We start from the raw sequence: 14,079 nt of genomic DNA, 5'->3' as shown, positions 1-14,079 counted from the left end.
TGTCGTGAACCCCGGCGAGACATCCGAGTGGCGCGAGCACGCCCGCCTGGCCGGCAGGCGGCGGCTGGCGCAGGCGATCGGCGAGCTCAGCTTCGAGGGCCTGCTCCACCCGCGGTCCCTCGGCGGCGATCGCTGGGCGCTCGACCTGTCCGATGGGACACTTTATCGATTCACCGCCCGGCCGAGCGCGTGGGGCGGGCTGCACGTCGACCCCGCGGGCATCACCCGCCGCGTCGGCGACGGCCCGGAAGAGCCGGCCGAGTCGCCGGTGCAGCTCGTCCTCGACGCCCGCGCCACGCTCGGCGTCGGCGCCGACGCGCTGGCCGAGTTCCTCGAGGAGCTTCACAACAGCCTGCTGGCCGAGACCCACCAGTGCGCGCGACTCTCGAGCTTGCGCGCGCCCGAGCTCGCGTCGCTCTCGGGCGCGGCGCTCGAGCAGCACCTCGACGGCCACCCGAAGCTCGTCGCCCACCGCGGTCGCGTCGGCTGGGGCGTCGCCGACCTGGCCGCGTACGCGCCCGAGTCGGCCCCCCGCGTCCACCTGCACTGGCTGGTCGTCGCCCCCGAGCTGGCGCGCTGCAGCGGCGTCGCCGGCCCGGGCCGGCTGCAGCTCGTCGACGAGAGCTGCGACGCCGACGCGCGCGCCCGCCTGCTCGAGCAGCTGCACGCCCGCGCTCCCGGCCTCGCGCAGGGCGGCGTGCTCGTGCCGGTGCACCCGTGGCAGTGGCAGCACCACCTCGCCGCGCAGTACATCGACGCCCTCGCCCGCGGCGCGATCGTCTCGCTCGGCCAGTTCGGCGACGCCTACGCCCCGCGCCTGTCGATCCGCACCCTCGCCGACGCCTCGCGCCCCGAGCGGGCCGACGTCAAGCTGTCGCTGACGATCCTCAACACCTCGTGCTGGCGCGGCCTGCCCGGCGAGCACGTCGAGCAGGGCGTCGGCATCGGCGCGGCGCTGCGCCGGCGCGTCCACGGCGACCCGCGCCTGCGCGGCGTCCACGTGCTCGGCGACCTCGGCGGCGTGCACGTGCCGCAGCCCGAGTTCGAGGCCCTCGGCGCGGCCCCGTACCGCCTGCGCGAGCAGCTCGGGGCGCTCTGGCGCGAGAGCGCCGACCCCCACCTCGGCCCCGAGGAGCGCGAGGTCGCCGCGGCCGCGCTGCAGCAGACCGACCTCCACGGCGAGCCGCTGCTGCGCACGTGGGTCGAGCAGAGCGGCGCCTCGATCGCCGCCTGGCTGACCGCGCTGTTCGAGCGCACCGCCGTGCCGCTCTACCACCTGCTGTGCCGCCACGGCATCGGCGTGATCGCCCACGGGCAGAACCTCGGCCTGGTGCTGCGCGGCGGCCTGCCGGCGGCGATCCTGCTGCGCGACGTCCACGGCGACGTGCGCCGGGTCGCCGACGACGACTTCGATCACGAGCCGGCGCTGCGCGGGCTCAAGGCGCTGCCCGCCCACCAGGTCGTGCACGACCTCTACACCGGCTACTTCGTCAGCGTGCTGCGCTTCGTCGCGCCGCTGTGCGAGCGCAGCTTCGGCCTGCCGGAGCGCGAGTTCCTGCGGCTTCTGGCCCGGGCGCTGCGCGATTACTGTGACTCGGTGCCGCGCGAGACGACGGCGCGCTTCGACCTGTTCCGCCCGGAGATGGAGCGGATCTGCCTCAACCGCGCCCGTCTGCGGATCGGCCACGGCGGCGGCGCCACGCGCCCGCTGCCCGCGCTCGGTCCGCCGCTGCACAACCCGTTGGTGAGGGAGGTGGACGATGAACGATGAGATCGATCTCGCAGGCGTGGGCGTCGGGCCCTTCAACCTCAGCATCGCGGCGCTCGCCGACGAGCTGCCCGAGCTGCGGACCCGCTTCTTCGAGAAGCGCGAGCGCTTCGCCTGGCACCCGGGCCTGATGTTCCGCGGCTCGCGGATGCAAACCTCTTTTTTGAAGGACCTGGTCACCGCGGTCAGCCCGACCAGCGAGCACTCGTTCGTCAACTACCTGGTCCGGCACGGCCGCTTCCACGCGTTCTTGGCGGCCGAGAGCTCGGCCGTCGAGCGGGTCGAGTTCGCCGACTACCTCGGCTGGGTGGCGAGCCGGCTGTCGTCGCTGCGCTTCGGCGTCGAGGTCCGCGACGTCGCCGCGGTGCCGGGCGGCTTCGAGCTGCGCCACGACCAGGGCCGCACGCGCGCCCGCCACGTGGTCCTCGGGACAGGTCGCGTCCCGGCCGTCCCGGAGTGCGCGCGGCCCCACCTCGGCCCGAATTGCTTCCACGCGATCGACATCCTCGCCCGACCCTTGCACCTGCAAGGAGCGCGGGTCGCCGTGGTCGGCGGCGGCCAGACCGGCGCCGAGGTGGTGCTCGAGCTGCTGCGCGGCGCCTGGGGCGAGGTCGCCGAGCTGAGCTGGGTGTCGCGCCGCCTCAACTTCGAGCCGCTCGACGAGAGCCCGTTCACCAACCACCTGTTCACGCCCGGCTTCGTCGCCGCCTTCCACGAGCTCGACCGGCCGCGCCGGCAGTCGCTGCTGGCCCGCCACAAGCTGGCCGGCGACGGCATCTCGCTGTCGACCCTGCGCGAGCTGCACGACCGCGTCTACCAGCTCGGCGCCCTGCGCTCCGGCCCGCGGGTCGAGCTGCTGCCGGGCCGCGAGCTGCTGTCGCTGAGCCCGCGCGGGTCCGGCTTCGAGCTGCACACCCGCAACAACCTCGACGGCGAGCACGAGTCGCTGCCCGTCGACACCGTCATCCTCTGCACCGGCCTGCGCGAACAGCTGCCGCCGTGCATCGAGTCGCTCCTGCCCGAGCTCGAGCGCGACGAGCACGGCGGCCTGCAGGTCGGCGCCAACTTCGAGCTGCGCCGCCGGCGGGCCGGCGACGGTCGGCTCTACATCGTCAACGGCGGCCGCACGACCCATGGGATCGCCGAGTCCCAGCTCAGCCTGATGGCCTGGCGCTCCGCCGTGATCCTCAACGACGTGCTCGGTCGGCGCCGCTTCGCCGTCGAGCAGGAGCGCGAGCTGGTGCGCTGGCGCGCTCGCCCGCGCGAAGACGCGAGGTCGCGATGAGCGAGGCTCCGCGCAAGTCGGGCGCGCCCGCGCAGTTCGGCCTGGTCATGCTCGCGGGCGTGGGCGCCGCCCTGCTCACCTGGGCGCTCGCGCGCGCCTGGCCCGACCTGCCGGTCGAGCGCGCCACGGTCGCCAGCGTCGCCTTCATCCCGATCTGGACCCTCCTGGCCCTCGCGCTGGTCGCCCTGCGCCGCCGCGCCCCGCCCGGCTCCGGTCGGCGGCGCCTGTTCGCGGTCCACCGCGGCCTCGGCGGCGCGCTGGCGCTCGCGGCCATGCTGATCTTCGGCTCGGGCGTCGGCGCCGTGCTCGACCGCGCCCTCGCCCGCTGGCAGGTCGTCCACGCGCCGGCCGGCGACGTGCCCGAGGTCGCCGCCCAGCCGCTCGACGCCGTGCTGTCGGGCCTGCTCGCCGCCCACCCGGACCTGGTCCGCAGCGAGCTGTCGATCCACCCCGCCGGCCCCGACCACCCGTGGATCGAGGTCGTCTACTTCGGCCCCACGCGCGAGCCGGTCCGCGTCGACTTCGACCCCACGAGCGGCGCCCGGGTGGCCGAGGGCCGCGGCCCGCTGTGGGTCGTCCGCGACCTGCATCGCCACCTCCTCACCCAGCCGCTGCTCGGCGAGACCCTGCTCGGCCTGCTCGGCGTCGCGCTGGCCCTGATCCTCTGCACCGGCCTGGCCACGCGCCGCGACTGGCTGCGCAACCTGGTCCGCCGGCGCCGCCCGGCCCAGCCGCTGGCCATGCGCATGCACCAGTGGGTCGGCTTCTTCACCCTGCCCGCCGCGCTGCTGTGGGCGTGGACCGGCGCCCTGCTCGGCCTGACCCTGATCGTCGTGCCGATCGTCGGCGGCGCGGCCTACGGCGGCGACCGGACCGCCTTGATGCGCGACGTCCTGGCCACCGATCGCCCGCCGCTGGTCGACACCGCGGTCGATCGGCCGGACCTGCAGCGCGCGCTCGCGGCCCGCTGCCCCGGCGTCGACGCGCACCTCGAAGGCGCCGAGGTCCACCAGCTCCGCGTGCGCCACCCGGGCCTCGCCAGCGGCACCGTGCGGGTCGACCTCGAGGGCGACGGGCTGCTCGAGCGCGGCTCGTTCACCCGCGGGGCCGACGGCGCGCTGCGGGACTGTCGGGCCCTGCCGGCCGCCGGTCCCGGCCTGCAGGCCTTCATGGCCGCGATCGTGCTGCACTACGGCGAGTGGGGCCCGGCGTGGCTGGTCGACCTCGCCTACGTCCTGCTCGGCGCCGGCCTCGTGGCCCTCTCGTGGCTCGGCGGGGCCTTGCTGGCGCGCCGGCGCGAGCGCGACGGCGAGGCCCGCTCCGCCGAACGCCTGCGGCGCTGGCTCTCCGGCCTCGGCTACGGCCTGCCGCTGGCGATCACGGCGCTGCTGCTGCTGTCGCGCGTCCCGGCGCTGGCGCGGGCCGAGGGCCTGGCGCTGCGCGTGTTCGTGGCCGTGCTCGTGCTGGCGTTGCTGCTCGCGCGAACGTTCTCACGCGCCCCGGCGCTGCTGCACGGCGCCCTCGTGGTCCTGCTCGCCGCTGTCCCGATCGCCGGCTGGCTCGTCGCCGGCGTCGTCCCCGGTCCCGTCGAGGCGGTGCTCGTCGTCCTCGCCGTCGCGCTCGTCGGCCTGCGGCGCCGGCCCGTCGCGCCGACCTGAACCACCCACGAGGCGCGCCGCCAGGCCGCGCAGAAGTGTTGTGCTGGCCGTCGCGCGCCCGGGCCTGCGACGCCGGCCCGCCGCGTCGCCTGAACCGCCGAGAGACGCGCTGGCCTCGCCGCGCTCTTCCGGCCTGCGGCGAAGCCTCGGGATGCGCCGACGACCACGGCCGCCGCTCCTCCCCGATCCGCCGCCCCGACCGAGGCGCCGAGCGGTGGGCAGCCCGTCCGCGAATGATTCGCCTGACGGCACGCACTCCTGGGCTGCGCCGACCATGCACCGCCCGTCGGCTCGTGGTGCTCGTCGACCTCGCCGCGCACCAGCCCGGCGACCGCCGCTTCGCGCCGACCTGACCCGATGCACCGACATCCACGCGCGGCCCTCCCGCCCGCATTCCCGGCGCGTGCGCGCGGCAGGGGCGCCGGCGAGAGGCGCGTTCGGCGAATAGTTGCGCCGCCGGGGGCATGCATGGCAAGCCGGCTCGCGACGTGCTGTACCAACTCCTATTCGCGCTTCACGACGACGTGAGCTGGCTGAGCTGGCTGAACGTCCTGCGCTACACGTCCACGCGGATCCTGGCGGCCACGCTGACCGCCCTGGTCCTGTCGCTGATCCTCTACCCGTGGTTCATCCGGACCCTGCAGAAGATCCAGCTCGGGCAGGTCGTGCGCGACGACGGGCCCAAGTCGCACTTCTCGAAGCGCGGCACGCCGACGATGGGCGGCAGCCTGATCCTCTTCTGCCTCATCATCCCGACCGTCCTGTGGTCGGACATGAGCAACGGCTTCGTCCTGCTCGCCACCGCCGTCACGGCCGGGTGCGGCGTCATCGGCTTCGTCGACGACGCCCTGAAGATCCGCAAGAAGCACTCCGGCGGCCTGCCCGGCAAGATGAAGCTGCTGCTGCAGTTCCTCATCGCCGGCGCCGCGGTCTGGTACCTCTTCAGCCCGCTCAGCGGCCTGATGCCGGAGGCGATCCGCTACCGTTTGGCGATGCCGTTCACCGACTTCTACGAGCACTTCTTCGTGCTCCCGGAGTGGATGTACCTCGTGTTCGCCACCCTGGTCGTGGTCGGCTTCTCGAACGCCGTCAATCTGACCGACGGCCTCGACGGCCTGGCGATCGGCCCGGTGGTGATGAGCGCCGCCACCTTCCTCGTGCTGACCTACGCGGCCGGCACCTTGATCGCCGGCTTCGACATCGCCCGCTACCTCAACATCCCGCACATCCCCGGGGTCGGCGAGCTGGCGATCTACTGCGGCGCCATGTGCGGGGCCGGCATCGGCTTCCTCTGGTACAACACCTTCCCCGCCAGCGTGTTCATGGGCGACGTCGGCAGCCTCCCGCTCGGCGCCGGCATCGGCTTCCTCGCCGTCGCCTCGAAGAACGAGTTCACCCTCGTGGTCGTCGGCGGCATCTTCGTGCTCGAGGCCGTCAGCGTGATCGTGCAGGTCGTCAGCTTCAAGCTGACCGGCAAGCGCGTGTTCAAGATGGCCCCGATCCACCACCACTTCGAGCTCAAGGGCTGGAGCGAGCCCAAGGTGGTCGTCCGCTTCTGGATCATCAGCTTCATGCTCGCCCTCATCGGCCTCGCCACCCTCAAGCTGCGCTGAGGACCCGTGACCGCCGCCCACCCGCCCACTTCCCCGCGCTCGCCCTCCGACCCCGCCGATGCGAGGCTCACCCCCTCCGCGTCGGCGGTCGGCGTTTCGCCCGCCACCCCTTCGTCGGCTCCTGATTCGGCCGCCGCCGATTCGCCGAACCCCGCTTCGCCCTCGGCCGCCGTGACCGCGTCCTCCCCCTCGACGAGCCCCGCCGCGACCGCGTCCTCCCCCTCGACGAGCCCCGCCGCGACCGCGTCCTCCCCCTCGGCGAGCCCCGCCTCCGGCTCGCCGAACTCCGCGTCGTCGTCGACCGTCCCCGCGCCGCCCTCCGCCTCGCCCTCCGGCCTCGACCTCGCCCGCACCACCGCGCTCGTCATCGGCGCCGGCGCCAGCGGGCGGGCCGCGGCCGAGCTGCTGGTGTTCCTCGGCGCCCGCGTCCGCCTCTACGATCAGAACCCCGGCGCCGCCGTCCCCGACGGCGTCGAGCCGGTCCTCGGCGCCGCCGACGTCCCCCCCGAGGCGTTCGCCGGCGTCGACCTCATGGTCCTGAGCCCCGGCGTTCCGCCCGAGCGCTTCCGCGCCGCCCAGCGTCGGTTCGCCCCGCACGCCCGGGTCCACGGCGAGATGAGCCTGTCGCTGGCGATCGCCGGCGCTCGCTTCGGTCGCCTGCCGACCGTCCTGATCACCGGCACCAACGGCAAGAGCACCGTCACCGCGCTCACCGGCGCCCTGCTCGCCGCGGGCGGGCTGAAGCCGTTCGTCGGCGGCAACCTCGGCGTCCCGCTCGCGGCCGCCCTGCTCGACCTCCTGCGCACGGGGGCGCCCGCGCCCGACGCCCTCGTGCTCGAGTGCTCGAGCTTCCAGCTCGAGACCCTCGAGCACGCCGCCACCGACGTGGCGATGGTCCTCAACATCACCCCGGACCACCTCGACCGCTACCCCACCCTGGACGACTACGCCGCCACCAAGGCCCGCGTGTTCACCGGCCTGGGCGCGGGCGGCCTCGCCCTGCTCGACGCCGGCGACGGCTGGACCGAATTCCTGCGCGCGCGCGTCGGCGCCGGCCGGCTCGTCCTGGTCGACGACCCCGGCGGCGCGCGGATCGTCGGACCTGGTCCCGGGGACAGCCTCGTCCTGCCCGGCGGCGACACCTTCCCGCGCGCGGCCCTGCCGATCCCCGGCCGCCACAACAGCAAGAACGCCCTGTTCGCCCTGCTCGCCGCCCGCCACCTCGGCGTCGCCGCCGACGCCTGCCTGCGCGGTCTGCAGGGCTTCCACGGCCTCCCCCACCGCATGACCTTCGTCCGCGAGCGGGCGGGTGTCCGCTTCTACGACGACTCCAAGGCGACCAACGTCGCCAGCGTGCTGGCCAGCCTCGACGGCTTCGACCGCCCCTTCGTCCTGATCGCCGGCGGCCGGGCCAAGGGCGACGATCTCGCCCCCCTGCGCGAGCTCTTGCGCCGCAGCGGCCGCGCGCTCGTCGCCATCGGCGAGTCGGCCGACTCCTTCCACGGCCTGGCCGACGGCGTGGTCGAGGCGCGCCGGGCGACCAGCATGGCCGAGGCCGTCGAGGTCGCGGCCGCGCTCGCCGGGCCCGGCGACGCGGTGGTCCTCTCCCCCGCGTGCGCCAGCTACGACTGGTTCAAGAATTACGGCGAGCGGGGCGACACCTTCGCCCGGCTGGTGCGGGCGCTGCCTGCGGAGAAGTGATACACCCGCCGCATGCGGCTCGACAGCGTGCGCGGCAACACTCAGAGGCTCGACGGCGGCGCGATGTTCGGCAACGTCCCGCGGGCCATGTGGCAGCGCTGGGCCCCGCCCGACGAGCTCAACCGGATCTCCCTCGCCTGTCGCTGCCTGCTCGTCCGCGACGACCGCGGCCGCACGATCCTCTTCGAGGCCGGCATCGGCGCCTTCTTCGAGCCCAAGCTGCGCGAGCGGTTCGGCGTCGTCGAGTCGGAGCACGTCCTCCTCGGCTCGCTCGCCGAGCTCGGGGTCAAGCCCGAGGACATCGACATCATCGTCCTGAGCCACCTGCACTTCGACCACGCCGGCGGCGTCCTGACCGCCTGGTCTGAAGGACAGCCGCCGGCCCTGGTGTTCCCGCGCGCCAGTTACGTGGTCGGCGAGGACGCCTGGCAGCGGGCGCTGCACCCGCACCCGCGCGACCGCGCCTCCTTCATCCCGGGCCTCACCGACTTGATCCTCGCCACCGGCCGGCTCGAGCGCGTCCGCGGCGAGCGCAGCGAGCTGCTCGGGCCGGGCTACACCTTCACCGTCTCCAACGGGCACACACCGGGCCTGCTGCTCGCACGCATCGAGACCCCGCGCGGGGCCGTCACCTTCCTGGGCGACCTCGTGCCGGGCGTCCCGTGGGTCCACCTGCCGATCACCATGGGCTACGACCGCTACCCCGAGCTGCTGATCGACGAGAAGGAGGCCCTGCTGGCCCGGATCCTCGCCGACGACGGGACCGTGTTTTACACCCACGATCCCGATGTCGCGGCCAGCAAGCTGGCCCGTGACGCCCACGGCAAGTTCACCGCGACATCCATGGTCGGCGAGCTCCACTGGGCCTGACACCGCTGTCACATCGGGGGCGGTGGCAGAGGTCGCTATTTTTTAAAGTCGCGCTGGGGTCGAGGGCGCAGCGCGTCCGCCCGGACACATGCCCGTGACGGCCGGCGTACCGGCCGCCGCGGGGTTTCACGAGATTAAGTCAACGCAAGCAGCTTCTTCTGCAGCCTGCGGACCGAGCGCGGCGCCGTCATCAGGTAGTACACGCCGGTCAGCACGTAGAGGGGCAGCTTGGAAGCGGTGGGGGGGGTCATGGCACGTTCTCCGCGATAAGGTCTTCGTCGTTAGCGGCGGGGGGCCGCGTGTTGGATCACTCGATGTCCGACACCGTTTTGATCTCGCACGTCTCGGTGGTCTCTTGCAGATCACGCACCGAGATGCTGATCGGACTCCCTCGGAACGCACGGCATTCCTGTGAGATTCCGTCGCGACTTTTTGTCCGGCCGGTGTAACGGACGGCGCCGATGGCGGCCAACAGACCTGCCCGTCAGGACATGCTCAAAGAGACAGGTACCCGCGGGCGCCCGGGGAACAGCGCTTCGACCTCGCGAGCGACCGCCAGCACCCGGTCCTCGCGCCCGACCGAGGCGACCAGCTGAACCGCGATCGGCAGGCCCTCGCGCGAGCTCGCCACCGGCAGCGCGACCGCCGGCTGACCGGTGATGTTGAACGGCGCAGTGAACGCCCCATACACCGCGTAGGCGCGGAACACCGCCTCGCCGTCAGGTCCGCGCCACGCCCCGATCGGCGGCGGAGGTCCCACCACGGCGGGCGTCAGCACCAACTCGGCGTCACCGACCCACGCCAGCACCCGCTCCCGTAACGTGGTGTAAGCCGCGTGGGCCAGTGTCGGCGAGTTGCGCCGACCGGCCTCGACCAGCCAGCGGGTCGCCGGCTGCAGCCGGTCCGCGCGCACCCACGGCACGTCGGCCAGCATGCGCTGGTAGATCGGCAGGAAGTCGTCGACCGACCCGCGCGCCATCTCGGCCTCCTCGACCCGGTGCCCCGCCGCCGCCAGCGCCTCGCCGACGGCCCGCGCGGCCGCGGCCCACTCCGGCTCGGCGGCGGCGATCGGCGAGTCGACCGCCAGCTTGATCCGCAGGCGCGGCGACGGCTCCGTCATCTGTCCGTAAGGACATGGCGGAGGAGACAGCCAGTGCGGCCGCCCGACGGTCAGCCCGGCCATCACGTCGAGCAGCGCCGTCGCGTCGGCGACCGAGCGCGCCAGCGGGCCGCAGGTGTAGAGCAGCGTGCGGTCGTCGCGACCGAACGCGTTGGCGACCCGCCCGCGCGACGGCTTGACGCCGACGAGGCCGCAGAACGCGGAGGGGATCCGGATCGACCCGGCGCCGTCGCTGCCCTGCGCCCACGGCAGGAGCCCGGCGGCGACCGCCGCGCCGGAGCCCCCGCTCGAGCCGCCGGCGGTGCGCGTCGGGTCCCACGGGTTGCGCGTCGGCGGGTGCGTGTCCGGCTCGGTCACCGGCAACGCCCCGAGCTCCGACGTCGCCAGCTTGCCGAGCACGATCAGCCCCGCCGCGCGCAGCTTGGCCACCGTCGCGTCGTCGACCGGCGAGTACAGCGGCAGCACCCCGTGCGAGCCCATTCGCGTCCGCGAGCCGCGGACGAAGTTGAGGTCCTTGACGCCGATCGGCACCCCGAGCAGGGGCGGGAGCGAGTCGGGCGCGCCGCGCCGCGCTGCGCGGTCGAGCGCATCGTCGGCGGCCCGGGCGGCCCGCCGCGCGCGCGCGTCGAACACCGACACGAAGGCGGACAGCGCGGGGTTGTGCGCGGCGATGCGGTCGAGGTAAAGCCCGACCAGCTCCTGGCTGCGGATCTCGCGGCGCCGCAGCAGACGGGCCTGTTCGAGGGCAGAGACGTGGACGAGCTCGGCGAGCGACATCGGCCGCGCAGTCTTGCGCCGCCGGACCCCGCAAGCAAGCTCGAACCTCGCGGAAGCGAGCCCCAGAGGGCCGTCCGGGGCGGCCATTGTGCTCCCGACGCGGCTTGGGTTAGCGTGACCCCGGGGAACGGGGAGGGAACCGATGGTCCCGCGTGGGGATAGGAAAAGCGCGAAGCCTCGCTCAGACAACGCCGCGGCGCTCGACCTGCTCACGGTCGACGAGGTCGCGACCATGCTCAAGACCAGCCGCAAGGCCATCTATCACCGCATCAGTCGCGGCCAGATCCCCTCCGTCAGGCTCGGGCGCAGCGTCTTCATCCGCCGCAGCGACCTCGCCGCCTGCCTCGTCCCCGGCGCCTTCAACGACCCGTGAACGGCTCCCTGCCCGCGACCTCCGGCGCCGGACCCTCCCCCTCGTCCCCGGCGCCGGCCCGCGGCGAACCGCCGCCCTCGCCCGGTCTTCCTTCATGAGAGCTGCCGTCGCGGGCAACGCCTCGGCCGCCCGCCCCTGGCCCGTTCTTTCCTCGCGCCTCGGCAGCCCTCGCCGGCGCACGCCCATGCAGCCGCCGTCGTCCGGCCTCACTTGCCTCGCGTCAGCCGCAGGCGAGCCAGCTGCAGCGTCGCCGTGAAGCCGCCGCAGCTGTCGCCGACGCACACCTGCCACTCGCCCGGGACCGCCGTGCCGGCCAGGCTGGCCAGATCGGGCCCGATCGCCGCGCCCGGGTTCGGCGTGTAGCTGCAGGCCATGTCGTCGGCGCAGATCACCTCGTCGGTGCCGAGCCCGTCGCCCATCAGCTCCGCGTCCTTCTCGCCCGCGAGGCTGAACGTCAGCGGCGCCGCGGCGCTGAGGTTGGAGTTGTCGCCGCTGCAGCCGTCGCCGTCGTCGGCCGCCTCGGCGAGGCCCGGGCGGCTGACCAGCGTCACCGTCTCGGCCGCCGGCGACAGCAGCTTGATCGTCAGGTCGCCCGCGTAGCCGGTGTCGACCCCGACCTCGACCTCGACCGCCGCGACCACGTCGAACCCGGTTGCCGGCACCGTCAGCGTCGCGCAGGTCATCGACGTCGGCGTGCCGTCGTAGGCGCCGTCCTCGATCGCCGCCCCGAGGTCGACCTCCGCGAACTCCTCGACCTCGGTCGCGCCCGGGCAGTCCTCCGGGTCGACCACCATCTCCGGGCACAGCGGCTCGAGCGCCTTCTGCAGCGCCACCGCGTCGTCCTCGTCGGCGGCCGCGTTGGCCAGCGCCACGCCGAGGTGGCCGAGCATCGCCACGAAGTCGGCCGAGGTGATCGGCGCCCCGCCGAGCATCTCGTTCTCCACCCCCATGTGGGCCGGCTGCATCGCCCGGCACGGCGCCGCCGCGCTCACGCCCGGCTCGATCCCCGGCGGCGGGTCGACCTCCTCGCCGTACACCGCCGGTCCGTCGACGCTCGCCAGCTGTCTCACGAGACATGTCCCGAAGCGCACCTCGTCCGCCCCGGCGAAGAACCCCGACAGCGTCGCGTCGGCCAGCACCCCCCCCAGCCACGAGCCCGGCGCCGCGGACGAGCCGACCACCGCCTGCAGCCCCGGCTTGCGGCCGAGCCGCTGATACAGCGTCGCGTCGTCGCCGGCGTCCTCGACCACCTCCGCCGCCATCGCCGCCAGCGCGTCGAGCAGCGCCGCCTTGTCGGCGTCGGTGAGCAGCGGCGCCGGCCCGGCCTGGTGGGCGTCGAGCGCGGTCGCCACGTCGGCCACGAAGTCGGAGAAGTCGATCGCCGACACCCCGAGCCCGGCGTGGGCCGACTTCATGCCCTTGCAGGTGTAGGTCGCGCCCGGGCAGCCGGCGAGCGTCGCCAGTTGGTCGACCAGGCAGCCGAGGAAGCGGCCGCCGTCGAACTGCGCGTTGAGGAAGTAGGCGTTGATCCGCTCGTCGGCCGCGACCTGCCCGGCGATCGCCACCGCCAGCGCCTCCGCCCCGTCCGGCCCGCCGAGGCGCATGCACAGCGCCTCGTCGATCGCCCCCGTCGTGAGGCCCGCGGTCGGCTCGGCGGTCGCCGTCGTCTCCTCGTCGGTGGTCGTCCCCGTGCTCGTCGTCACCGGGGGCGCCGTCGTCGACTCGGTCGTCGCGCGGGTCGTCGTGGTCGTCGTCGCCTCGCCCGAGGTCGTCGGCTCACCTGTCGTTTGGGCCACGTCGTCGGCGCAGCCCGCGACCAGCGCGAGGACGAGAGCGCGCCCGGGGATCGTCGGCATCGCCTCATCTAAGCACGAAGCCCGCACGCGCGCCGCCGGCAATCCGTTCGCGCCGCGGCCGTTCGCTGCCGGCCCGCGAGGCGAAACCGTCGCGGTCGCGGACCGATATCAATCGCCCGGCCGGGCCCGTCAGCCGGTCGCCACCAAGAGCGGGGCCGACGCCCGCGAGCGTTCGCGGCGCATGTCGCGGAACACCAGCGCGTAGCGGGCCCGGTCGGCGTGGACGCGCAGCCACGCGTCGAGGCTCGGCTGCGCGTGCGCGTCGAGCATCTGCCGCATCGCCGCGACCACGCTCTCGTGCAGCTCGGGCGGCGTCAGGTAGCCGTCCATGTAGCGGACCAGCGCGGGCGCCCTGGCGGCGCTCTGCTCGCGCAGCCCGATCCACTTGTCGCTGGTGAACTCGACCGACGAGTCGCAGTGGTCGGCGGCCAGGCGGGCCATCTGGGGCCAGTCGCCCTCCTCGGCGAGCTTGCGGATCTGCGTCCCGATCAGCGCGAACACGTCAGGGTGGATCGCCAGGATCTCGTGCGTCGGCTCGGCCGACAGCCACGCGTCCGGCTCCTCGACGAACACCGCGCCGACCAGGCCGGAGGCCAGCGGCAGGGCGCAGGTGAGGTGCTGCAGCCCGAACGTGATCGCCCGCCAGCGGTCGCGGATCTCGTGCTGCCACAGCGTGTTGACCAGCGGCGCCAGCTGGTCGGGCGCCGCCATCATCCGCGCGACTCGCCGCTGGGGGGTGCCGATCGTCGGGCGGTAGGCCTCGTGGACGCGCGGCTGGGTGAACAGCAGGCGCCACTCTCCGCTCAGCAGCTCGACGCGACGGAAGTCGCGCCCGATCAGGTCCAGGACCTGTTCGCGGCTGGCCGTGGCCAGTTGGTGCAGCAAGACCTCCTCGATGTCGAGGTAGCGCTCGCTGCGTATGAGGTACGCGTGGCAGCGCAAGGCGCAAACGCTACCAGATTTGCCGCCCGACCTCAGCAGAAGACCCCACCTCTTCCAAAAGCCTCGCCGCGGCCCGGTCGCCCGCCGTGGTTTTCCCGCCGAACCGGCCCGCAGCC

General features: G+C 74.0%; 10 protein-coding genes. 7 read left to right on the top strand and 3 right to left on the bottom strand.

The annotated features are described in order from the left end of the window. The first annotated feature begins 4 nt into the window (after window positions 1-4). The 6 genes from NAEX_RS28835 (at window position 5) to NAEX_RS28810 (ending at window position 8,895) form a co-directional block, all read left to right on the top strand. Window positions 5-1,771: an IucA/IucC family protein gene (locus NAEX_RS28835; RefSeq protein WP_096330695.1), complete on the top strand. Its 1,767-nt coding sequence runs from the start codon at window positions 5-7 to the stop codon at window positions 1,769-1,771. Then, window positions 1,761-3,053 (top strand): lysine N(6)-hydroxylase/L-ornithine N(5)-oxygenase family protein, encoded by a 1,293-nt coding sequence (locus tag NAEX_RS28830; RefSeq protein ID WP_096330694.1) that lies wholly within the window; start codon window positions 1,761-1,763, stop codon window positions 3,051-3,053. Before NAEX_RS28835 ends, NAEX_RS28830 begins: the two co-directional genes overlap by 11 nt. Then, window positions 3,050-4,711 carry a PepSY-associated TM helix domain-containing protein gene (locus NAEX_RS28825; protein ID WP_096330693.1) on the top strand — a complete coding sequence of 554 codons (1,662 nt, stop codon included), beginning with the start codon at window positions 3,050-3,052 and terminating at the stop codon, window positions 4,709-4,711. The genes NAEX_RS28830 and NAEX_RS28825 overlap by 4 nt, the downstream gene beginning before the upstream one ends. A 488-nt stretch (window positions 4,712-5,199) precedes the next feature. After that, window positions 5,200-6,324, top strand: coding sequence for a phospho-N-acetylmuramoyl-pentapeptide-transferase (mraY, locus tag NAEX_RS28820; protein ID WP_245913819.1), 1,125 nt, complete (start codon window positions 5,200-5,202; stop codon window positions 6,322-6,324). Window positions 6,325-6,495: 171 nt separating this feature from the next. Then, complete coding sequence (gene murD / locus NAEX_RS28815) at window positions 6,496-8,025, top strand: UDP-N-acetylmuramoyl-L-alanine--D-glutamate ligase (RefSeq protein WP_143140367.1); 1,530 nt, start codon at window positions 6,496-6,498, stop codon at window positions 8,023-8,025. Between the two features lie 12 nt (window positions 8,026-8,037). Continuing rightward, entirely contained in the window at window positions 8,038-8,895 is an 858-nt protein-coding gene (locus NAEX_RS28810) for an MBL fold metallo-hydrolase (protein WP_096330690.1), read from the top strand. A gap of 484 nt (window positions 8,896-9,379) precedes the next feature. On the opposite strand, the gene NAEX_RS28805 is transcribed toward NAEX_RS28810, so the two are convergent. Beyond that, window positions 9,380-10,792 (bottom strand): amidase, encoded by a 1,413-nt coding sequence (locus NAEX_RS28805; protein WP_170136086.1) that lies wholly within the window; start codon window positions 10,790-10,792, stop codon window positions 9,380-9,382. A gap of 142 nt (window positions 10,793-10,934) precedes the next feature. On the opposite strand from NAEX_RS28805, the gene NAEX_RS53940 reads away from it, so the two are divergent. Continuing rightward, window positions 10,935-11,165, top strand: coding sequence for a helix-turn-helix domain-containing protein (locus NAEX_RS53940; protein ID WP_096333764.1), 231 nt, complete (start codon window positions 10,935-10,937; stop codon window positions 11,163-11,165). Window positions 11,166-11,371: 206 nt separating this feature from the next. Here the strand turns inward: NAEX_RS53940 and NAEX_RS28795 are convergent, their stop codons facing one another. Next, window positions 11,372-13,021 (bottom strand): globin family protein, encoded by a 1,650-nt coding sequence (locus NAEX_RS28795; RefSeq protein ID WP_096330688.1) that lies wholly within the window; start codon window positions 13,019-13,021, stop codon window positions 11,372-11,374. Between the two features lie 129 nt (window positions 13,022-13,150). Further along, the gene (locus NAEX_RS28790; protein WP_096330687.1) at window positions 13,151-13,963 is read right to left on the bottom strand and encodes a hypothetical protein; all 813 of its coding nucleotides are present in this window, start codon (window positions 13,961-13,963) and stop codon (window positions 13,151-13,153) included. Window positions 13,964-14,079: the final 116 nt, after the last annotated feature.

It is taken from the genome of Nannocystis exedens, from assembly GCF_002343915.1.
GTDB lineage: Bacteria > Myxococcota_A > Polyangia > Nannocystales > Nannocystaceae > Nannocystis > Nannocystis exedens.
Note: the sequence above shows the minus strand (reverse complement) of the source record. Positions and strands in the feature narration are given on the sequence as shown.